The 20,572-nt window shown below is 60.7% G+C and carries 25 protein-coding genes; 12 read left to right on the top strand and 13 right to left on the bottom strand.

Annotation, left to right across the window (positions count from 1 at the left end):
* Window positions 1–285 precede the first annotated feature (285 nt).
* The 5 genes from ACIOTL_RS06220 to ACIOTL_RS06200 all read right to left on the bottom strand — a co-directional run bounded on the left by ACIOTL_RS06220 (window position 286) and on the right by ACIOTL_RS06200 (window position 3,556).
* Window positions 286–717: an OsmC family protein gene (locus ACIOTL_RS06220; protein ID WP_105657548.1), complete on the bottom strand. Its 432-nt coding sequence runs from the start codon at window positions 715–717 to the stop codon at window positions 286–288.
* 31 nt (window positions 718–748) lie between these two features.
* Window positions 749–1,183 (bottom strand): GNAT family N-acetyltransferase, encoded by a 435-nt coding sequence (locus ACIOTL_RS06215; protein WP_166650724.1) that lies wholly within the window; start codon window positions 1,181–1,183, stop codon window positions 749–751.
* Between the two features lie 121 nt (window positions 1,184–1,304).
* Window positions 1,305–2,099: an alpha/beta fold hydrolase gene (locus ACIOTL_RS06210; protein WP_166650723.1), complete on the bottom strand. Its 795-nt coding sequence runs from the start codon at window positions 2,097–2,099 to the stop codon at window positions 1,305–1,307.
* Entirely contained in the window at window positions 2,090–2,809 is a 720-nt protein-coding gene (locus ACIOTL_RS06205; RefSeq protein ID WP_400342145.1) for a lysoplasmalogenase, read from the bottom strand. Before ACIOTL_RS06205 ends, ACIOTL_RS06210 begins: the two co-directional genes overlap by 10 nt.
* Before the next feature lie 60 nt (window positions 2,810–2,869).
* Window positions 2,870–3,556 carry a VOC family protein gene (locus ACIOTL_RS06200; protein ID WP_400342142.1) on the bottom strand — a complete coding sequence of 229 codons (687 nt, stop codon included), beginning with the start codon at window positions 3,554–3,556 and terminating at the stop codon, window positions 2,870–2,872.
* A 275-nt stretch (window positions 3,557–3,831) separates the two neighbouring features.
* On the opposite strand from ACIOTL_RS06200, the gene ACIOTL_RS06195 reads away from it, so the two are divergent.
* From ACIOTL_RS06195 to ACIOTL_RS06185, 3 genes are all read left to right on the top strand, one after another.
* Complete coding sequence (locus tag ACIOTL_RS06195; RefSeq protein WP_332488599.1) at window positions 3,832–5,943, top strand: NAD(P)/FAD-dependent oxidoreductase; 2,112 nt, start codon at window positions 3,832–3,834, stop codon at window positions 5,941–5,943.
* Window positions 5,944–6,071: 128 nt separating this feature from the next.
* Window positions 6,072–6,959 (top strand): GNAT family N-acetyltransferase, encoded by an 888-nt coding sequence (locus ACIOTL_RS06190; RefSeq protein WP_400342140.1) that lies wholly within the window; start codon window positions 6,072–6,074, stop codon window positions 6,957–6,959.
* On the top strand, window positions 6,956–7,450 hold the full coding sequence (locus tag ACIOTL_RS06185) for a DinB family protein (RefSeq protein WP_105661530.1): 495 nt from the start codon (window positions 6,956–6,958) through the stop codon (window positions 7,448–7,450). The genes ACIOTL_RS06190 and ACIOTL_RS06185 overlap by 4 nt, the downstream gene beginning before the upstream one ends.
* On the opposite strand, the gene ACIOTL_RS06180 is transcribed toward ACIOTL_RS06185, so the two are convergent.
* On the bottom strand, window positions 7,447–8,151 hold the full coding sequence (locus ACIOTL_RS06180; RefSeq protein ID WP_400342137.1) for a hypothetical protein: 705 nt from the start codon (window positions 8,149–8,151) through the stop codon (window positions 7,447–7,449). The genes ACIOTL_RS06185 and ACIOTL_RS06180 overlap by 4 nt on opposite strands.
* A 183-nt stretch (window positions 8,152–8,334) precedes the next feature.
* Between ACIOTL_RS06180 and ACIOTL_RS06175 the strand changes: the two genes are divergently transcribed.
* From ACIOTL_RS06175 to ACIOTL_RS06165, 3 genes are read left to right on the top strand one after another with little or no spacing between them, the layout of a single operon-like run.
* On the top strand, window positions 8,335–8,766 hold the full coding sequence (locus ACIOTL_RS06175) for a hypothetical protein (RefSeq protein ID WP_400342136.1): 432 nt from the start codon (window positions 8,335–8,337) through the stop codon (window positions 8,764–8,766).
* Window positions 8,767–8,771: 5 nt separating this feature from the next.
* Complete coding sequence (locus tag ACIOTL_RS06170) at window positions 8,772–9,059, top strand: transcriptional regulator (protein ID WP_400342134.1); 288 nt, start codon at window positions 8,772–8,774, stop codon at window positions 9,057–9,059.
* 41 nt (window positions 9,060–9,100) lie between these two features.
* Window positions 9,101–9,718: an NAD(P)-dependent oxidoreductase gene (locus tag ACIOTL_RS06165; protein ID WP_400342132.1), complete on the top strand. Its 618-nt coding sequence runs from the start codon at window positions 9,101–9,103 to the stop codon at window positions 9,716–9,718.
* A gap of 227 nt (window positions 9,719–9,945) precedes the next feature.
* On the opposite strand, the gene ACIOTL_RS06160 is transcribed toward ACIOTL_RS06165, so the two are convergent.
* The 4 genes from ACIOTL_RS06160 to ACIOTL_RS06145 all read right to left on the bottom strand — a co-directional run bounded on the left by ACIOTL_RS06160 (window position 9,946) and on the right by ACIOTL_RS06145 (window position 12,264).
* Window positions 9,946–10,707 (bottom strand): isocitrate lyase/phosphoenolpyruvate mutase family protein, encoded by a 762-nt coding sequence (locus tag ACIOTL_RS06160; RefSeq protein WP_332595390.1) that lies wholly within the window; start codon window positions 10,705–10,707, stop codon window positions 9,946–9,948.
* Window positions 10,708–10,836: 129 nt separating this feature from the next.
* On the bottom strand, window positions 10,837–11,313 hold the full coding sequence (locus ACIOTL_RS06155) for a GNAT family N-acetyltransferase (protein WP_105657560.1): 477 nt from the start codon (window positions 11,311–11,313) through the stop codon (window positions 10,837–10,839).
* 28 nt (window positions 11,314–11,341) lie between these two features.
* On the bottom strand, window positions 11,342–11,728 hold the full coding sequence (locus ACIOTL_RS06150) for a VOC family protein (RefSeq protein WP_332498454.1): 387 nt from the start codon (window positions 11,726–11,728) through the stop codon (window positions 11,342–11,344).
* A 56-nt stretch (window positions 11,729–11,784) separates the two neighbouring features.
* Window positions 11,785–12,264, bottom strand: coding sequence for a GNAT family N-acetyltransferase (locus tag ACIOTL_RS06145; RefSeq protein ID WP_332489188.1), 480 nt, complete (start codon window positions 12,262–12,264; stop codon window positions 11,785–11,787).
* Window positions 12,265–12,499: 235 nt separating this feature from the next.
* On the opposite strand from ACIOTL_RS06145, the gene ACIOTL_RS06140 reads away from it, so the two are divergent.
* The gene (locus tag ACIOTL_RS06140) at window positions 12,500–12,793 is read left to right on the top strand and encodes a Fe-S cluster assembly protein HesB (protein WP_105657563.1); all 294 of its coding nucleotides are present in this window, start codon (window positions 12,500–12,502) and stop codon (window positions 12,791–12,793) included.
* A gap of 180 nt (window positions 12,794–12,973) precedes the next feature.
* On the top strand, window positions 12,974–13,552 hold the full coding sequence (locus ACIOTL_RS06135) for a CDP-alcohol phosphatidyltransferase family protein (RefSeq protein ID WP_166650721.1): 579 nt from the start codon (window positions 12,974–12,976) through the stop codon (window positions 13,550–13,552).
* On the opposite strand, the gene ACIOTL_RS06130 is transcribed toward ACIOTL_RS06135, so the two are convergent.
* The 3 genes from ACIOTL_RS06130 to ACIOTL_RS06120 are packed head-to-tail and all read right to left on the bottom strand — an operon-like array spanning window position 13,549 to window position 15,365.
* Window positions 13,549–14,076, bottom strand: coding sequence for a 2'-5' RNA ligase family protein (locus ACIOTL_RS06130; protein WP_400342129.1), 528 nt, complete (start codon window positions 14,074–14,076; stop codon window positions 13,549–13,551). The two genes, ACIOTL_RS06135 and ACIOTL_RS06130, sit on opposite strands and share 4 nt — an antisense overlap.
* Window positions 14,069–14,614 carry a GNAT family N-acetyltransferase gene (locus ACIOTL_RS06125; RefSeq protein WP_400342127.1) on the bottom strand — a complete coding sequence of 182 codons (546 nt, stop codon included), beginning with the start codon at window positions 14,612–14,614 and terminating at the stop codon, window positions 14,069–14,071. The genes ACIOTL_RS06130 and ACIOTL_RS06125 overlap by 8 nt, the downstream gene beginning before the upstream one ends.
* The gene (locus ACIOTL_RS06120) at window positions 14,607–15,365 is read right to left on the bottom strand and encodes a class I SAM-dependent methyltransferase (protein WP_400342125.1); all 759 of its coding nucleotides are present in this window, start codon (window positions 15,363–15,365) and stop codon (window positions 14,607–14,609) included. The genes ACIOTL_RS06125 and ACIOTL_RS06120 overlap by 8 nt, the downstream gene beginning before the upstream one ends.
* A gap of 647 nt (window positions 15,366–16,012) precedes the next feature.
* Here ACIOTL_RS06120 and ACIOTL_RS06115 point away from each other — a divergent pair.
* The 4 genes from ACIOTL_RS06115 to ACIOTL_RS06100 all read left to right on the top strand — a co-directional run bounded on the left by ACIOTL_RS06115 (window position 16,013) and on the right by ACIOTL_RS06100 (window position 20,508).
* Window positions 16,013–17,161: an acetyl-CoA C-acetyltransferase gene (locus ACIOTL_RS06115; protein WP_133833668.1), complete on the top strand. Its 1,149-nt coding sequence runs from the start codon at window positions 16,013–16,015 to the stop codon at window positions 17,159–17,161.
* Window positions 17,162–17,191: 30 nt separating this feature from the next.
* Window positions 17,192–18,784, top strand: coding sequence for a fatty acyl-CoA synthetase (locus ACIOTL_RS06110; RefSeq protein ID WP_400342123.1), 1,593 nt, complete (start codon window positions 17,192–17,194; stop codon window positions 18,782–18,784).
* On the top strand, window positions 18,781–19,980 hold the full coding sequence (locus ACIOTL_RS06105; RefSeq protein ID WP_400342121.1) for an acyl-CoA dehydrogenase family protein: 1,200 nt from the start codon (window positions 18,781–18,783) through the stop codon (window positions 19,978–19,980). The genes ACIOTL_RS06110 and ACIOTL_RS06105 overlap by 4 nt, the downstream gene beginning before the upstream one ends.
* Window positions 19,981–20,043: 63 nt before the next feature.
* Entirely contained in the window at window positions 20,044–20,508 is a 465-nt protein-coding gene (locus ACIOTL_RS06100; RefSeq protein ID WP_400342120.1) for a phage tail protein, read from the top strand.
* The last annotated feature ends 64 nt before the right edge of the window (window positions 20,509–20,572 follow it).

The following is a 20,572-nucleotide window of genomic DNA, read 5'->3' as shown; positions in this document are numbered from 1 at the left end:
TTCAACGTAGGGACAGTCCGACCCTACGATGAAGGTTCTCCGCTGACTAGGGCAAAGACCCATGCTCCCAGCTTGAATCATTGGACTTTCACAGCTCGAATTGCGAAAAGCTGACTATATCCCGATGTATTCAACGAATTCCGAACAATAAGACCTTGCCGACAACTGATCCACGCAATGTTAGAAAGTTCGCGGTTGCGTCCAAACCCGTGAATTGCCATGGAAGCTATTGCGGATTCAGCCATTGACCTTTATTCATCCGGGAATTGCCGGAAGTCCCGCTACCTAGTTGATGACTTCGCTCCGCACGGAAGCGCCCAGTTCAACGGTGCGGGAGACGGTGCAGTATTTGTCATGCGAAAGCTTGACGATGCGCTCCACCATGCTGGCTGCCTTGCGGCCTTCCTCGGTATCGGGGAACTTCAAATCGAAACCAAGATGGATGTCCTCCATCCGGCTCGCCGAGTTCTCAGAGACCTTGTAGCCGCCCGCTTTGACTTCGAATTTCTCAGGCTCGCTTCTCCTGGTGGTCGCCACATCAACATCAATTGCGGAACATCCTGCGATGGCAGCAAGCAGCAACTCCACCGGGGTTAGCAATCCTTCGCCCTGGCCGAATTCTAGGCTGGCTCCCGATTCGAGGCTAGTGGCCCTGTACTTGCGTGCCTCGACGCGTTCGATGCTGACTTCACGGATCTCACGGCTATTTTCACTCATGAAACTATCGTGCCACGATCCAGGCTGAAGACTACACGTGGCGCAATACGACTCGTTGCGGCGACGATGCAGATTCCCCGGGCACAGGCACGAATCCGCAGTCGCCAAAGAACGCAATGGCAGGCTGGCGCTGGCAATCGAGATGAACGCTGATCCCGGGAATGCTGGCGATGATTTCATCCAGCAGGATGCGGCCCACACCCTTCTGGCGATCAGTGTGCCTCACCCAGAGCAGTTCGATGCGTGTACTGCTCCATGCCGCAAAGCCAACAATGCGTCGACCATGCTGGGCAATCCTGACTGAGACCGATTGGCTATAGACAGCTTCCAGGGCGACGGCCACCGCATCAATATCAGCAGCCGAGAGGAAGTCTCCCCGGCGTTCCACCGAACTGCGCCAAATGTCGAGCAGGTCAGGCACTTCATCCACGCTCGACAGCTCGCGCAGCAGGAGAGTCTCTTCCATGCCATATTCCTTCATGCTCAAGCGAATCCGTACTTGCTGATTCGAAATGTAGCCGGGTGCCAGCGATTCCTCAAGTTTTCATGGATCGTTGCGGCACACCAGCATGCGGTTTTTCCCCGGCTCAAGCCGGCTCGTTCATGCGGCCCGTGCGGTGGGCCCAGTCCCGCAATTCGGCCGCGGCCTGCTCGGGCTGCTCAAGGTGCACGTTATGCCCTGCAGAATCAAGCACGCGGATCCTCATCGAGGGGTACCGGCGCGATAGCTGCTCGGGATCCCGGTATCCGGTGATGTGGTCTTGTTTCCCGCACAGGATGGTTACCGGAATATCCAGCTGGCGTTTACGCTCCACGGGCAGAGGATCCAGGAAGTAGCGCTTGGATAGCTTGGCCATGGAGCGCAAGTTCGCGCAGTCCAGCCCGGGCAGCACCCACTGCGCGAAGCTCTGCCACGCCTGCTGCGATTGCACCACGGCAATATCGGAGAATTGCTGTGCTTGGCGGGGATCTATCCGGGCCAGCAGCCCGGGATCCTCTACGACTACCTGCGCTTCGGGCACAGTGCGCCGCGAGGCATCGGGAAAGACCACTGGGGCCAGGAGGAATAGTCCTTGGGCCTGGCCGGGAAACCTGTCGGCCATCTCCTGGCAGAGCAAGGCGCCAAGAGAGTTGCCCAGCAGTGCGAACGGCCCCTCTCCCGCGGTTTGCCTGATCAGTTCCTCCAACCAGTTTGCAAGTTCTGGCAGTCCCCCGGGGTTCCCTAGCGGTGGACAGGTTCCGAAGCCGGGCAAGTCGACGTAGTGCAAGTCGAAGATCTGCGCGTTGGCCAGCTCTGCTTCCAGCGGCTTGAGGATACGGTGGTCTACCCCGTTGCCATGCACCATGAACAACGGGATCCTGCTCTTTGGGGCTACTCGCATTTCACCGTGATCTTCTCCTGTGCCTCGCGCTGGCTCGCAGCGTAGCTGATCATCCATTGGCCAGCTACGTAGGTGAGCATAATCCAGAATCCCATTCCGGGGACATCGATATCCGCAAATGAGCGCAGCGCGATCAAGGAATCGGAGAGGAAGAATATTGCGCCGCCGAAGCCTGCGATCGGACCCAGCCCGGTACTGAGGATGGCCATCATCATCAATGCCGAGCCATAGATGATCACCGGGGCGAGCAGCACTCCCGCACCGGGTGAGCAGAGGACCAGCAGCAGGGCAAATGCGGCAAGATAAGGAAGCGGCATCCTCCAATGGCGCAGTATCGAAGATTTCCAGTATCTTGCCAGAGCGGCGATGTAGAAGAACTGCGCAACCAGGAATGCGCTAACCATGGCCAGGAATGCAGAATCGCCGTCCATGAACCGGGGCAAGGTGTCACCGACCCAGGAGAAGAAAAGGGCTATGAGCACCAGCCGGATCAGTGTGCCACGCGGCGAGGTGGTGAGGGCGAGAACCGTTCCTGCCAACAGCGGCATCAGCAGGATCTGCGTGGCGTCCGCCAGCAGCCCCGAAGGCCAGAACAGTTGTGCCAGCAAATGGGTGGCAGTTGCGAGCAGGAGCGCCAGAGCCGCGATCCCGCGGCGTGACTGCCCCGGGATCACCGCAACGGTGTGCTCATTGCCCAGGTGTGGTTGCACTTTCTTCCTTGGGTAGTGCCGATAATTGCGTTTAGCGGCCTCGGAGCGTTGCCGGATCCGTCACCGGTTGGAAGCCGACGGGGCCAGGACGCAGAATTCATTGCCCGAGCGGTCCTGGAATACCCGCCATGGCAGCGTACCCCACGGACGGTCCAGTTCCTTGCCGCCCAATGCGCAGATGATTCCCAACGCGTCCTCCATGCTCTCGGCCTGTTCGAGACGCAGGTCCAGATGGATCGCATTCTTCCCCGCAGTCTTGGGTGAAGCTTCCCGGACAAGGACCAGCCGCGGGCCCGCGCCTGATGGATGAGCCAGAACCACTGGAGACCGCGCAACGATGTCCCATCCCAGCAGCTGCTTCCAGAATTCTGCATCTCCGGCCGGGTCAACGCAGGCCAGTTGCAGGGCTTCAAGCACCAAGCCGCTTGCGTCCTGGTCGTGGGCACGGAGCAGAAATTCGTTGCCTGCGGCATCGAGCCTGGACTCCATGGCATGCCGGTGCCGATCGCCAAGGCGTTCGCTGAAATGGGTGCCGGATCCGAGGATCAGGTGCACGCGCTGTTGAGCACGGTCCGGGTTCCGGACAGCGGGGAAGCACAAATCCAGGTATCTCGGTCCCGCCAGCTGCAGCCGGGTTTCATAGCCGTCGGCGTTATCGGTCAGCATCTGGCACTTGAGCAGGACCTCCCAGAATTCCCCTTGCTGTTTCGGGCTTTCGGCATCGAAGACGATATTTTCCCAGTACATGCTTCCAGCTTACCGCTGGGGTGATTCCGGTCACTTCGCGCATTCGTTGAACCGGCCAATAATATCCACATATGGAAATTGATTATCGTTGACTTAGGCAATGGAAACAAGAATTCTTTTCGCAGGATTTCCATAAGAATTAGTTGCAATGCTAATTTCTAACACCATGATGACATGCTTGAATTTGAGCAAGTTGTTTATCTTAGTGCCATTAATTCCAATTCCAAGATTCTCCTGGCGGAAATTGGAGCATTTTCCGCCGGTATTATGTTGCCATGAGCAACACGGATTTTCCCCACCTGATGTCAGAAGGCCGGATCGGGCCTATGAGCACCGCCAACCGCATTGTCCTTCCCGCTATGGACATGAACGTTTCCGAAGGCGGTGAAATCGAGCAGTCGGAAATCGACCACTATGTCGCGCGTGCCGCCGGCGGAGCCGGACTTGTCATCACCGGCGCATGCGCTATCGCCTTCCCTTACGGAGCGGCCTCGATGAAAGAACCGGGACTGTCAGAGGACAAATACATCCCGGGCATCAAGGCACTGGCCGACGCCATCCACGCTGCAGGCTCCAAGCTGTGCATCCAGTCCACCCACCATGGCAAGGTAGCGCGCGTAGACACCGCCAACGGACGTCCAGTCATGGCGCCGAACAAGCCGGACTACAGCTACTCCATGAGCGCGCTGGCCGACTGCACCCCCGAGGAACTCGCGAAGATGGGTGCTGCCACCAAGGGCAAGCAAGCCAGCTACCACGAGATGGCCCAAGAGGACATCGACTGGCTGATCGCCGCATGGGCCGACGCGGCAGAACGCGTAGCCAAGGGCGGAGCAGACGCCATCGAGATCCACGCGGCGCACGGATACATCCTTGGCGTCTTCTTGAACCAGCGCGATAATCTGCGCACCGACCAGTACGGCGGCTCGCTGGAGAACCGTGCCCGCCTGGCCTGCCAGGTCATCGCCGCCGTCAAGGAACGTGTGGGAGATTCCTTGGCGATCCTGGTGCGCGTAGCCGGAGAGGAATACGGCCAGGAAGGCGCGTTGAGCCTTGCCGAATCCATCGAGGCGTCCAAGATGTTCGAAGCCGCAGGCGCTGACGGCATCCACGTGACCGGTTGGGGACGCAACCCCTTCGACAACTTCACCGACGGGCCGCTGCCGAACAAGGTCGGGGCCTACCTGGAGAATGCCGCAGAGATCAAGAAGCATGTTTCCATTCCGGTGATCGCCGTGGGCCGCATGCTCCCGGACATTTCCGAGAAGGCGATCGCCCAGAACAAGGTGGACTTCGCTGCCATGGGACGCCAGCTGCTGGCCGACCCGGAGCTTCCCAACAAGCTGCGCGACGGAAAGCTTGACCAGGTGCGCCCATGCATCAATTGCTACCTGTGCGTGGCGGAGAACTTCTTCGATGACACCCCGTTCTGCGCAGTGAACCCGGCACTGGGTAACGAGAAGCTGCTGCCGTTGAAGCCGGCAAGCGCCTCGAAGCATGTGGTTGTCGTTGGCGCGGGCCCTGCGGGCATGGAGAGCGCACGCGTGCTCACCGAGCGCGGGCACCGGGTGACCATCGTCGACAAGGCCGACCGCTTGGGCGGAACCATGTGGTTCTCCACCATGACCACCCCGGATAACGAGCGCCTGCTGCGCTGGTTGAAATCCGAGCTCAAGCGCCTGCGGGTTGCGGTGAAGCTCAATACCCCAGCCACCGCGGAAACCATCCGCGGGCTGAACCCCGACCACGTCATTGTCGCTACCGGCGCCGTGCGCCCGAAGCCGGACATGCCAGGCGGCGACCTGCCCAACGTGCAGACCGGCGACACCCTGCGCGCCATGATGCTGGGTACCGCTACAGCCGAGGAAGCCGGACTGGTGCTGAGCACCATGGGCAAGCTCGGACGACTCTCGGGCTTGACCAAGTCCCCGGAATTCGTCCGCCAGTTCACCAAGTTCTGGCTGCCGATGGGCAAGGACGTTGTAGTCATCGGCGGCTCGCTGGTGGGACTGGAACTGGCCGAGTTCCTGGCCGAGCGCGGCCGCAACGTCACTCTGGTCCATGAGAGCCAGCAGCTGGGCTTGCCGCTGGCCATGCCGCGCCGCTGGACCGCCGTCAAGGAGAATCTCGCGCATGGCGTCAAGATCCACCGCAATGTCTCGGTCACCCGCATCACCGAGAAGACCGTGGAATGGACCGAAGGCGAAGAGCAGTTCAGCGCCCCGGCCGACATGGTCATCTACGCCGATGGCACCACCAGTGCCGCGCCGGTAGCCGATCAGCTGCGCGGTGCCGGATTCAGCGTCGATGTCATCGGCGATGCCAGTGCGGTCAACTACATCCACGGTGCCGTGCATTCTGCGTGGAAGGCCACCGCCAACCTGTAGTCCGATGCAACTTGCACGCCCATAGGCAGCGGGCCAGCAGCATCCGGCGGATGCTGCTGGCCCGCTGCCTGCCGCGAACCCTTGTCCCATGGCAGGCCCAGTGCTTGAATGGGCCAATGGGCCTTAGAATGCTTACCCCCGCCGCGGCGCAGGTTGCCGACCTCGTCGATGAGCTCGCCAGCTGGCAACGCGATGGCCTGCCCCTGCAGCTGCATCCCGGGGATGTGGGCTGGTACGCAATGCGGGGTCTGGAAATCACTGCGCAAAGCCTGCGGGTCTGGGCGGATCGCGAATCGATTTATGCCATTGGCCTGCTCGATGGCCCGGATCTCATGCGAATGGCCCTGCATCCGGACTACGTCGGCATCCAGCCGCTGGCCGAGCAGATCCACACCGACCTCCTCTCGCCGCAACAGCGGATCTTCCCTTCCTCATCCGCCAGCATCGAAGCCCGCGGCGCGACGGCCTTGGGCCAGGTCCTGCAGGCCAACGGGTGGGTTCCGGGCGAAGCATGGACTCCCTTGCGCCGTTCGCTGGACACTCCGGTGCATCTGCCGGAGCTTACCTTTCGGCGGGTCGATTCCGCCCAAGCCAGCCAATGGATGGAAGTCCACCTCAATGCCTTTCGCGGCGCCGATTTCTCAGCAGAAGACTTGGCGCGTGCGGTGCAGCGCTGGCATACCATGGCCAGTACTCCCATCTATGCCCAGGGGCAATGCCTGACCGCCTATGACAGCGACATGAACCCGCTGGCTGTCGCAGCGGTCTGGTCTGCTGGTCCCGGACGGCCAGGGCTGCTGGAGCCCATCGCGGTGCATCCGGCATCCCGCGGCCAGGGGTACGGCACGGCGATCAGCCTGGCGGCCGCTGCAGAACTGCGATCCATGGGAGCATCCAGCGCCTTGGTATGCACTGCCAGCGACAATACTTCCGCCGTTGCCACCTATCTCGCCGCCGAATTCATTGCCGATAACGAATCCTGCGACTGGCATCGCGGGAAGAACGAGGAATCATGAAAGTCTCCGAGCTCCTGTCCGACTTGGCCCAGCGGACCATTGACGCGGCACGCGCGCTTCCGCAGCTGGGCAATGAACAGCTCAACGCGCACCCGGGCAACCACCCCAACTCCATTGCATGGCTTCTCTGGCATTCAGGGCGCGAAGCAGATATCCAGCTCTCGGCGCTGAGCGGTCAGCCTGAACTCTGGGAGCAGTTCCGGGACCGCTTCAATTTGGGCGAGCTCGGCGATTCGATGGGCTTCGGGCACAGCGCCGAGCAGGCTCGCTCGATCATCGTCAACGACCAGCAGCTGCTCCTGGACTATTTGGAGGCGTGCTTTTCCGCGCTCGGCGGCTACGCCTCAAGACTGCGCGAGGACGAACTCGACGAAATCATTGATCGAAGCTGGGACCCGGCGGTTACCCGTGGGGTGCGCTTGGTATCGATCATCGACGACGCCTCGGTCCATGTCGGGCAGGCTGCCTATGCCGCTGGCGCCTTGGGCTAGGCTGCAGGCAGGCTTTTGGCCCTCTTGGCGATCCACCAGAAGATCACCAGCTGGAGCACCAGTACGATAGCCGAGATGCCGGCATCGCCCCATCCCATCGAATACCCAGCCTGCAAGGTCCCGATTCCACTGGCTACTGGGTAGAACAGCGGCCACAACACCGCGAGGTTGCGCATCATGGCAAAGGCAATCGCGAACAAGATCGCGAAAACACCGAATCCTGCTGCAGCTGCCACCGGAACCGAACCGAGGTGCTGAACCATGAAGCCGAGGCCAGTCAGCGCAATAGCTGGCAACCATCCGAAAGCGCGTTCCCACCGCAGATACAACCATCCAAAGACAAAGAACGGTTCCCACAAGACCAAGAAGTTCGCCGCCAGATGGCTTGCGATATCGGCGCCACTGGCGTTGGCCAAGGTGACCAGCTGGTAGGCGGACCCGGCACCCAGCACCAGGGAAATAGCGAGGGATGCCAGCAGGAGTTTTCTCGTGATCCCCACCCCTGCAAGAGTCTCTCGGCGCCGGTGCAGCACCGTCCAGAGAGGGACAAAGGTTCCGAAGACCAAAATGCCGAGCCAGAGAAAAAGGCTATCAATCGCGGTCCCCGCGTAGTAGCACAGGGAAAACGCCAGCAACGTGACCAAGGCAATGAGCGTATCGGCTTCAGGTCGCCACGCGAATGCACTCCGACGGTGATCCATGGCTGTTTCAGATCGAGCAGAAAAAGCATTCATGTTGACGTGCCTCGGTGCCGTGGGTGGTTTAGCTGGCTCCGTCCGAGAATAGCAGTTCCTCAACCGTCCGATCATAAAAAGCATGAACAGATACGGAATTGAAACAAAATACTACTTGCAAATATTGCAACTAGTTGCAAAGATTGAGGCATGAGCCAAGATTCCAGTTCATCCACCCCGCTATCGCCCGGCAAGGCGCAGCAACTGCTGGGCTCGGTCCCCCACCGCCCCCGCCGCGAACTCAAGGCCGTCGATCACGCGATAGCGATCTTGGTTGTTGCCGCATCATTGGCGGCAGGACTACTGGCACTGTCCGGATACGGTTGGATCTCCATAGCGCCAGCAATTATTTCCTTTTTGTCAGCGAATCACTGGTTCGCTGCGCGGCAGCGCCGCATCAATGAACCGCGTTATCCCGGTGCCCGCACGATCCTGGTCCTTTTTGCCACTTGGTTGCTCCTGCCTATTTGGCGAAGCATCGTCCATCATGAAACCGCACCTTGGCCTGAAGCGCTGCTGCTGGCAGGCCTCGCACCGGTGCTGTGGCTTGGCTACTTCCTCTTCCTGTTAATTCGGCGCTGAGCTCCATGAATTACCAAGAACTTGATCCCTTGCTTCTGGCGCCCAAAAGATTCGTTACGCTGGCGCATCTGAGCCAAGTCGAACAGGCGGATTTCGCTGGACTCCAAGCAGCCACGGGGCTGCCCACCGCCGACCTTTCAAAGATCCTCAAGGATCTGGAAAATCGTGAACTAATCCACCTGTCAAAGGAACGCAAAGACCGCTACGGCATCACCCTCGTGCGCCTGTCGGAGACTGGCCAGCGCACCTTCAAGAAACTGATGAAAACTCTCAACCGCATTGCGGGAGAATAGTGCAGGGCACCTGATGCCATCACGCTTCAAGGAAAGAACTCATGAAACTCGTTATTATCGGTGGCAACAGCGGAACCGGCGCTGCGCTGGCTGAACTCGCTCGCCAGGCATCCCATGAAGTTACCGTCGTCTCGCGAAGCGGTTCCCGCACCGCGCATGGGCAAATAAATCAGCTCAACGGCGATGCCTCTGATCCTGAATTCGCGGTGCAGGCGATTGCCGGCGCCGACGCCGTAGCTATCACCGTGGGTGGCAGCAAGGGAAAGAAAAATGCCCGCACCAGCGTGACACGCAGTGTTGTCCACGCGATGCAGGCGAACGGTCCCCAACGCCTGCTGATCCAGTCTTCCCTGGGCGCCGGAAACTCCGGTTCGCAACTTCCCGGCGTCATCGGTCTCATCTCCAAAATGCTATTGGCCCAGCCTTTGGCCGACCACACCGAGCAGGAAAAGCTAGTGGAAGATTCTGGCTTGGATTGGAGCATTGTGCGCCCCACCGGATTGGGCAGCAAGCCTGCCCTCGGCAAGTGGACCGCACTGCAAGTTGGTGAACCAGGCCGGCTGGGTGGAAGCATCACGCGTGATGATCTTGCCGCGTTCATGCTCGAAACACTTCAAAGCAACCAGAGCATCAGCAAGGCCTACGGCATCAGCAACTAATTCGGCTGCAGAAAGCCAGGGGCCCTTGACACCCGTTTGGTGCGGGCCAGTCCCGGCATTGCCGGAGCCTGCCGCCAAGGCGAAATGCCCTGGCGGCAGATTTTCCAACTATTCACAGAACACAAATGTCCTGTGAGGTGCCGGACTGTGCCCGGGTTGCCGTTCCTCGTTGCAACCAGCGTGCGGCCGTCGCCCGCCTGGCGCGCACTGCCTGATCCGGGGAAGGCCTAGAGCCAAGCTCCGAGCTGCTTGCCGGACATCTCCGCCAACCACATTTGCCACAGCGGTCCGAAGCTCACGCGACGAACCCCTAGCTCACGCAAGGCTGCGAGGTCACCGGCCGGGTGCGCGTTGACTGGGTGGGCCGTCACGTTCACCGGAATGCTGACTGCTTGCACGACCTGAGCAACCTGATCGGCATTGGCCAGGGCCACCGGATACACGCTACGCGCACCAGCCTGCTCCATCAGCTTGATGCGCTCGATTGCCTCGCCCAGCGGGTCTGCGAACTTATCGGCCAGCTTCACTGCATCGGTGCGTCCGTTGATCACGAATTCGATGCCTGCTGCATCTGCTGCTTGGCGGACGCCGTTAATGTAGTCCGCATGCTCATGGCGTTCACGGACACGGCCGCCTTCACTGTGGAGAACATCTTCGATATTCACGCCGACAGCGCCCGCTGCCGCAACGCGTTCGAAGAGTTCCTTCGGATCCAGGCCGTAGCCGGATTCAACGTCAGCGCTGACCGGCACATCGACACTGCTGGTGATTCGCTGAACCGCGGCCAGATAGTCTGCGAAGTCCATCTTCTCGCCATCTTCACTGCCCAAGGCATCGGCGACGGGGTGGCTTCCGACAGTCAGCGAGGCGAAGCCAGCGGATGCCGCGATGTTGGCGCTGAAGGCATCCCACACGGTTGGCATGACCAGCAGTTCACCTGAGGCGTGCTGCTTGGCGAGGTTCTGGGCGAGAGCTGAAATTTCAGTCAAGGATATCTCCTAGAGTCGTGACGGAATCCACCCAGTCTACGGCTCGGAGTCCACGATGGAAACAACTGGAAGATGAACTCCCAGGATTCGGCATGAGCGCTGGAACCAGGCATCATTTCAATCCTATTGCTACTTGCCAGGTAGCGGTTTAACCATGGTCAAGCAGGGCGTCCCAGCTCCCCAGAGGCTAGTTTCCTCCAGGGGAAGGAAGCCCTGCTTTTCATAGAATCGCCGAGTTTTCGCGTAGCCGGCATCCGGGTGCGAAGGACCCAGGGTCTTGACCTGCAAGAGCTGGACTCCCCCGGCGAGCGCCTCGGCTTCAATGGCTGCGCACAAAGCCGAACCGATTCCACCGCCGTGGTATCCACGGTCGACCACCATCAGATGGATCTCAACGGAGTGGTGGTAGTGCCGTTCTGCCAAGAGCACACCGAGCACTGCGCCTTGGGCATTGCGAACGGTCCAGGTTTCCTTGGTCCGCGCGGACTGGATGTACTCTGCGTTTGATTCAGGTTGGCCAAACCATTCAGGAACGGTGGCAAGCAACCGCGCAACGTCGTCTGGCACGGGATGGTCCCTGGTTGCTGCAAAGCTGGATTGTTCCACGATGGCTCCTGACCGGATAGTACTTGCGCTAGCTAGATGGGGTCATGATTTCCAGACGATTCCCGAACCCGTCGCGGGCATGGAACCGCAGATATCCTTCAAAGGTTTCGCGCTCTGCCCAAGACAGTTCATAGCCCATGGAATCGATACGGCCAGCGAGGGTTTCCCACTCCTCTACCGAGTCGCAGACCATTCCAGGATGCGCTTTCTTGGCTGGAATGAATGGATCGTCTATGCCCAGATGGATTTCCGCCACAACGGCATCTGCTTTGAAAGCGCGGAACCAGCAACCTCCCCTGCCGGCAAGGGAAGGCGGCTTGGGGACTTCGATTAGCCCCAGGGCTTCACCGTAGAACCGGCGGGCTTCAGCTTCCTGGCCGCGTGGCATCGGCAACTGAACGTGATGGAGTCTCATCTGGTCCCTCCTCGTCGCTGTTGCTGCCAATATACCTGCAAGGAGACTGCCCAGGGCTAGGTTCGGCCAATATTGAAGATCAGGGTTTCAGCCCGTGCGGCGTCGCTGTCTGGATCTTCAACCCGGCGTCCTTCCGGCTTGAATCCGGTCTTTTCAAGGACTCGGATGGAAGCTGCGTTTCTCGCATCGCAGGTTGCACTGATCCGTTCCAAACCAAGATCCTCGAATCCCCGACGGAGCAGGAGTCCAGCAGTTTCGGTGGCGTATCCGTTTCCCCAGTATTCTCGATTCAGGGTGTAGCCGATCTCCCCTGCCTTGGCTTTCCGGTCGGTGACCCACACCGAAGCCGAACCGATGAGAACATCACCGAGCATGACCGCCTGCAGGACCCTATGCGGTTGCTCGAGCAGTGCATCGGCGAGAAATTCCCGGGTGTCGGCCAGTTGGTTGGGTCCCCATGTCGAGTACTGGCACACCACTGGGTCAGCGGCAAAGGCATGGATTGCAGGCAAGTCCTGCGGTTGAAAATCAGCCAAGCGTATTCCGTGCCCAGCGGTACTCCTGCCGCGGGCTGCCTGAGCATCGCGCATTATTTCTCCTTTGCAGGGCAACGCCAGTCTATGTGTTGGGGCGGACCCTATCGGGCTGGCGGGGTTCAAGTCCAAGCATGTTGCGCAGCTGTTAAGCGGTGTTGAGATTCGTTGCGTTTTTTGGAATCGTGGCACCCACATGCCCTGAACTTGGTATGTCCTCAACCGGAAGGAGAGCCTCGTGCTCGCACTGACCGACCAAGCAGCATCGATCGTGACCGCGATCGTCACCAACCAGGCCGAGGAAGAAACCGCTGGTCTGCGCATCATGCAGGCAGACAGCACCCACCCGGAAGATGCCGCTTTCGGCCTGCAGATTGTCCCCGCTCCCGAAAGCACCGACGGCGTCGTGGCTTCCGAAGGCAGCCCAGTCTACGTGGATGAAGCGATTGCCGACGCTTTGGAGGGCAAAGTACTCGACGCGGCGGTGGATGAGCAGGGTGGCGTAAGCTTCCAGCTCCTTGAGCAGGGCTAATTCTGCACCCTGCCCTTTAGCTTTGGCTGCGGGGGTCGTCCTTCGGGACGGCCCCGCAGTTCGTTAACAATCTCCCTGCACCGGTACGCTGGACGGATCATATTTGCAGGCCAGATGCCCCGCACCCTTGTATATTGCGACGCAGTGCGTCATCGTTCAACTAAGGGAAAGGGGAAAGCAGTGGAAACGCGCGCGGTACGCAAACATGAGTGGGCGACGATTCCGAACGCCATCACGATTATTCGCTTTCTCCTGGTGGTTCCCATCGTCGGCTATTTGCTGGCCGATACCGAACCGGCACTGACAGCGGTTCTGCTTCTCGCCTTCGGCCTGAGCGACTGGGTTGACGGGTTTATTGCCCGCAAGTTCAATCAGGTTTCGCATCTGGGCGTCCTGCTGGATCCCATAGCTGATCGTTTGGGCATCGTGGCTATCGCGATCGCCCTGGTGGCCAATGGGGCGATCCCCTTATGGGTTGGCCTGGCCATTTTCATCACCGACCTGATCCTGCTGTGCACCTATTTCTTCTTGCGCCTGGGCTCCCCGCCAGCTTCCACGTGGCTGGGAAAGATCCGCACCGCCATCATGATGCTGGGGCTGGCCTGCGTGGCGTGTGGCAGGATCCCCGATTTTTCGGTGCTGGCAACACCGGGCGTAGCCATTTTGACTGCCGGTACGGTGCTGCATTTATTTGTCGGGTTCGGCTATCTGCGCATCATGCGCGCTTCTGCCAAAGAGCAAGCTGCATCGGCCAGCTAGTCGCGGTTTTCCTGCTGCATTGCTCCGGCCAGGAGCGTCAGTTCGGGAATTCGCGGCTTCCACAAGGCTGCCCGGCAGGCAATCAGTTCCCTGAGCTGCGTTGAGGCCAGCTCTTCAAGTGCCCGGATATAGTCGGGAACAATTTCGCGTGGCAGCCGCAACCCCATGGTCAGGTGCGGGGTCCACCGCGGTCCCCGCCCATCGGGATTCAGCGCGCTGATTTCCCGGGCTGCCATTTCCAAGGCATCCGTGGTTTCCAGCAGCCACGCAACCGTCTGCTTGCGCTTCGTGCCAAAGACAATAGTGCCCACCCGTTGGAAGCTCGCGGGGATGAGCGCAGGCAGTAATTCTGCCGCCCGCTGCGTCACGACCTCGCTCATGCTGGGCGAAAAGGTAATGGTGATATGCGGAGTCTGGTGTTGCGCGGGGAAGCCGCGCATCTCCAACTGGGCAAAGACCTCCTGCACTTGCTGCTCCTGCTCTGCTGGAAGGTGCAGCAAAATGTTGTCCGGGGACCTACTCATCAAGGTTCTCCTTCCTCATGCTGGTGATCGGGCGCGACCACGTGCGCGCCCATGACTGCTTGTCCCCCACCGCGTAGGTGCTGATTTCTCCGGTCGGCGCATAACCAAGGCTCTTCCAGAACGGTTCAACTTCAGCAGCATTGGCATCGACTATCGAAATCCGGCAGGCGGTGATCAACGGATGATCCTGGATCACATCGAGCACCGCTTCATGGATCTGCTTCCCCAGGCCCCGTCCGTGCCTGGCACCATCGACCATGAGCAATCCGATGTGGACCGTATCTGGTCTGGGCCAGCCGACGATCAGATCCGCGAATCCGGCCAGTTCTTCGCCTTCCCATAGGCCAAGATCAATTTTCTGCTCGGATTGCGCCTTCGGCGGCAGGGCGCTCAATGCCTGAATTGCGGCATCGGATGCAGGCCCGGCACCGGTGACACATTGCGAATATCCCGGGTTGCTTTCCATCAGCCGTTGCAGGCACGCTGAATGCTCGATGGAAAGCACGGTAACCGGCAACTTGGAAGGTTGCCTATCCATGAGCAGTCTCCCCGGCCACTCCCCTGATCGCTTCCGCTTCGAAGATCATCAGGGGTTGCTCTCCGTTGAAGCGGTTCTTCTGCCAGTCACCCCAAATTGCGCGAACTTTGAACCCTGCGGCAACTAGATCTGCACTGATCTGCTCGGCGCTGCGGAAAGCCAGGTCCAGCTTTTCGACCAGTACTTCCTGCGAGTGCTCAATCTTGGCATAGGATGTCAAGCGCACGAGTCCCGCACTGGTTTCTTCCGCATCGCTCCACTCGGTCAGCGGACCGAATTGCGTGTCCCGGGTTGCGGTTTCTTCGTCATTCCATTGCTCCCAGGCGCGAGTCGACGGGTTCCTGCTTTCAAAGGCCAGCACGGCCCCGGTCGCCGCGGCAGCGCGGAGTTGTTTCAGGGTTTGCGCCCACTGCGGATCCGGGATGTGCTGGGCTACGTTGCCGGTCATCACCATCAGGTCAAAGGGCCCGCCGTCGATTGCCGAAGCGTCGCCGTCAATCCATGTGACTCGCTCAGCGTTGGGCCGTTGTCTGGCGTAGTCCATCATTACCGGTGAGGGGTCAACTCCAACGACAGTTCTTTGCGCAATGGCAAGCGTAACCGTCAAAAGGCCGGTGCCGGAGCCGAGATCCAGAATCCGGTGCGCTTTGGTTTCAGCCGCTAAGGCACGGTAATAGTCATGATCCGGTCCGTCGGGATTATCCGTATCGTAGAGCGCAATGATTCGTGGATCGTAGTCAGCGAAGCTCACTTGGGCCTGTTCCGTTCTCAAAATTTCCGTCGAGGTGCAGTGTGCTCCATCAATTCTTGCATTGCCTAGGTGCAGCCCGCCCATTGGCAAGTACTTCCATCAGGCGTGTTCAATTCGCCGGACACCACGCCGAGTACTCGCGCCAACACCGAGGGCACCGCGCTCCTGCTTTGACCTTCCAGGACTCCAGCCTTGGCAAAGCGCGGAACCGAATTGGCTGCCTTCCATGCCCTGTCTCCACCTGGCAGCACCCGGAATCACGCCACGAGTTGACCGCGGCCTTGGGCACCGCAGGTCCAGCGGAGGCCGGATGAGTCCCGGCAATGGTTGCAGGCTTCCCGAAGCAAAAACGATCAGACGGTCTTGTGCCCGTGACTCGGCGACGTTTAGCAGGTCCGGGTTGGGGTCGCTGAACCTGGACTGGGCGCTAATCCGGTCGCAGGCAATTTCCCGGCTCGCTTCGCCCGCGCATCCGTTTTCCATTCTGGAGCATATTCTCCAGCCAAGCCGCGCCTATCGGTAGCGAATTTGGAGCTAGTGGCATTTTCCCAAGCCAAGCGTGGCAATTGTGACCTAGACAACCGTTGATGAATTGGGCATTGTTGGTTCAGCAGACGTTTCCTGTCAAAAACTTCCTGGAGGAGCCCATGCCCGAGGCCTACATCATCGATGCGCTGCGTACACCTGTCGGACGCCGGGGAAAGTCTCTGGCGCATATGCATCCGCTGGACCTCGCCGCCGCGCCGCTGGCCGAACTGGTGAACCGCAACAACATTGATTCCGAGCAATACGACGAGATCATCCTCGGCTGCATCGACCAGCTGGGACCCCAGGCCATGGACATCGCCCGCAACGCATGGTTGGCCGCCGGCCTTTCCGAACACGTCCCCGGGACAACGGTAGAACGCCAGTGCGGCTCCGGGCAGCAGGCGATCTCCTACGCGGCCCAAGCAGTCATGAGCGGAAGCAGCGACCTCGTGGTTGCCGGTGGCGTCCAGTCCATGTCGAGCATTCCCCTGTCCTATTCCAACTCCGCCGCCAAGGACTTCGGCTTCCCCGATCCCTACACCGGCTCCACGCTGTGGGCGTCCCGCTACGGCGAGCAGGAAATCTCGCAGTTCCGCGGCGCAGAGATGATGGCAGAACGCTGGAGCCTCACCCGCACCCAGCTAGAGGACTTCGCTGCGGCCTCCCATGAGCGGGCATTGAACGCCCAGGCGCAAGGATACTTCGACCGCGAGATCCTTGCTTTGGATTCCCTGGCTGCAGATGAGGGGCCACGCCCCGTGGACCGTGCCAAGATGCAGTCATTGGCACCGATTGCCGAAGGCGGCGCGCATACGGCAGCCACAGCATCGCAGATGTCTGACGGCGCCGCGATGCTGCTCATTGCTTCCGAGGCCGCGGTCAAACGCTATGGGCTGAAACCCCGCGCCCGCATCCACCACATCTCGGCCCGAGGCGATGACCCGGTCATGATGCTTTCGGCCCCGATCCGCGCCACCAAGCATGCCCTGGCACGCGCCGGGATGGGCATCGAAGACATGGACCGCATTGAAATCAACGAGGCCTTCGCCGCGGTAGTGCTTGCCTGGCAGCAGGAAACCGGCGCCGACATGTCCAAGGTCAACGTCAATGGCGGCGCCATCGCCCTGGGCCACCCCATCGGTGCCACCGGTGCACGGCTGATGACCTCCTTGCTCCATGAGCTGGAACGCAGCGATACCCGCTTCGGCCTGCAGACCATGTGCGAGGGCGGCGGCCAAGCCAACGTCACCATCATCGAACGCCTCTAGCTACCCGCACCCGCCGCAAAGGAAACTACCATGAGTGCATTGCGAGCCACCTCGGCGATGAATTCCGATGACCAGAACACCATTGGCGCGCTGCTGCGCCGCTCGGTGGCCCGCTGCCCCGCGGACAATGCTCTGGCCTTCGGGGAACGGAACTGGACCTACAGCCAGCTGGCCGACGGGGTGAATCGGGTGACTGCCCGGTTGCGGCAGGCAGGCCTGCCGGCCGGTTCGCGCGTTGCTGCCTATGCAGCGAACAGCGACGCCTATGCCATCTTGTTCCTCGCCTGCGCCAGTGCCGGGTTGGTCCACGTGCCGGTGAACTTCGCACTCAGGGGCGACGAGTTGCGCTACCTGCTGCACGATTCCGGGGCCGCACTGGTCATCGCCGATGAGTCCCGCCTCGAACTGGTCCAGGAACTGCGCGATGCCGGCGGCCTGCCAGCAGTCAAGGATGTTTGGCCGCTGCTGCCCGGAACCGGAAACAGCACCAGCGTGCTGGAAACGGCGATGGATGAAAGCGTGGAGGCCGCGCCGCCTGGAGCTGCGGTGGCCGGCACGGATCTGGCCCAGCTGCTCTATACCTCCGGAACCACCTCGGCACCCAAGGGCGCAATGATGACCCATTCGGCGCTGGTGGCCCAGTACGTCTCAGCCATTATCGCCCTGGATCTGGAGGGCACGGACCGGCCCCTGATCGCGATGCCGCTCTACCACTCGGCGGCCATGCACGTGTTCCTGCTTCCCTATCTGTCATTGGGTGCCAGCATCCGCTTGCTCGCCAAACCCGATATCGGCGAAATCCTGGAACGCGTCGAATCCGAACGCATCGGCTCGCTGTTCTTGGCGCCCACCGTCTGGGTGCCTCTGAGCAATCACCCGGATCTGGACACCCGCGACCTGGGCTCGCTGGCCAAGGCGCAGTACGGTGCCTCGATCATGCCGGTAACCGTGCTGGCCCGCTTGCGCGACCGCTATCCGCAGATCGGGTTCTACAACTGCTTTGGCCAGTCCGAGCTCGGCCCGTTGTGCACGGTGCTGCGCCCCGAGGAGCACGACGCACGCCCCGCGTCCTGCGGCCGCCCGGTGTTCTTCATCGAAGCGCGCGTGATGACCGCCGAGGGGAAGCTCGCCGATGCCGGTGAGCCCGGAGAGATCCAATACCGTTCTGCACAGGTCATGAGCGGCTACTGGAACAAGCCGGCGGAAACCGAGCAGGCATTTGCCGACGGCTGGTTCCGCTCCGGGGACCAAGTGGTCAAGGACCAGGGCGGCTACATCCAGGTGGTGGATCGCATCAAGGACGTCATCAATACCGGTGGGGTGCTGGTAGCCCCGCGCGAAGTGGAGGACTGCATCTACGAATTGCCCGAAATTGCGGAAGTCGCGGTGGTGGGCATCGATGATGAACGCTGGATCGAGGCGGTGACCGCGGTCGTTGTGCTCAAGGCCGGCGCCACGCTCACCGCCGAAGAGGTGCGCGAGCACGTCAAGTCCAAGCTGGCGCACTACAAGGTTCCCAAGCGGGTGGACTTTGCCGCACAGCTGCCCCGCAACCAATCGGGCAAATTGCTCAAGCGCCAGCTGCGTGCCGAACGCAACAAGACTTCGGGCGGCACCCATTGACCCGGGACCCATGGGCACCCTACGACCTGGCCTCGGCTTTGGACATCGATTATCTATCCGCTTTCGATGCTGCCACCGACGAGGATCGCAAGCATTGGGCCCGCGCCCGGCACTACGGAGTAGAGATCCTGCCCAGCATCAACCAGCATTGGGAGAACGCGCATTATCCGCTGGATCTGGTTCGCCGCATGGGCGAACTCGATTTGTTCACCGACGGTCTTGAGATTCCAGGCCACGCCCACTTCTCCCCGCTGGCCGCGGGCCTAGTGGCCATGGAGCTTTCGCGCGCAGACGGTTCGATGGCCGCGGCCGCCGCGGTGCAGGGCGGCCTGGTGCTGCGCAGCCTGAAATTCTTCGGCAGCCCCGAACAGCAGGAGAAGTATCTGGAACCCGTGGCCTCCGGTGAGCTGCTCGGTGGTTTCGCCCTCAGCGAGCCGCATCATGGCTCGGACTCTGTTGGCCTGGATTCCAATGCCCGGCGCGACGGGGATCACTGGATCATCAATGGCCATAAGAAATGGATCGGCAATGGAGCCGCCGGAGGCATCACCATTGTGTGGGCACGCGACGTCGCCGACTCCCGGGTCAAGGGGTTCATTCTCGACCAGCAGGCCCCTGGCTACGAGGCTTCCCCTGTGCGCGGCAAGGGCGTGCTTCGCGCGATCGAACAGGCAGAGATCCGGCTCACGGACGTTCGCGTTCCTGAATCCGCCAGGCTCACCGGGGCCGGCGCATTCAAGGATGTCTCGCGGGCACTGGTTGAAACCCGGGTGAATGTTGGCTGGTCGGCGCTAGGCCATGCCCAGTTCGTCTTCGAAGCGGCCCTGCAGTACGCCAAGCAGCGCACGCAGTTCGGCAAACCCCTGGGCGCGCACCAGATGGTGCAGGAACGGCTGGCGCAAATGCTCGCCGAAATCACCAATATGCAGTTGCAGTGCGTGGCCGTGGCCGGCGCCCAGGCTGCCGGCCGGTTGAAAGACACGCAAGCTTCGCTGCTGAAGTACCACAACACCCGGGCTGCCCGCCGGGTGGCAGCCACCGCCCGCGACCTGCTCGGCGGCAATGGAATCTTGCTGGAAAATCACGTGATTCGCCATTTCGGCGATATCGAAGCCTTGCATACCTATGAGGGAACCGAGTCTGTGCAGGCATTGATCCTCGGCAGGGACCTGACCGGATTCAGTGCCTTCGGCTAGCTTCGCGGAGTACGATAACAACGAATTACCGAATCCACGGGGCCAACGCCCGAAGGGATGCCCATGCCATACCTTGTCGATTTCAAAGACGTATCCACCCACGGTCTTGAGACTTCGCCTGTTGCTGACGCGCTGGCAGGCTTGCGCGCCAACGAAGCGCGCTATCTGAAGAACAAGTTCAACCACGACTTTGCCGTGGAGCAAGCAGACGACGCAAGGGAAGCCATAGCTTGGGTGCACACGATTCTGGCGCAGGAACGCGACTTGCACATCGCATCGAAGCCATTGCAGGCAGCTGTGTTCGAGGCGGATCGCGCCAAGCGCGCCTACGTCTTCTACGCGTCCGGCTTGTCCATCAATGTTCTCTACGGCCTGGATCCCGGCGAGAAGCGCGCCGTGGGCTTCAAGCTTTCCGATGGCATGGCTGTGCCCAGCGAGCTGGAAGGGAAGTTCAAGTTCGCCCGCCAGAAGTCCAAGCTTGCAGGGACCATCCGCGGCTCGTACTTCGTGATCAAGAACGAATACTGACATTTCGCCCATTCCGCCGCTGCCCTCAGTCGAGTGCCGGCCATGAGGACATTTTCGAGCGCCG

The organism is Glutamicibacter sp. NPDC087673 (assembly GCF_044743255.1).
GTDB lineage: Bacteria > Actinomycetota > Actinomycetes > Actinomycetales > Micrococcaceae > Glutamicibacter.
This window is presented reverse-complemented; position numbering and strand designations above follow the sequence as displayed.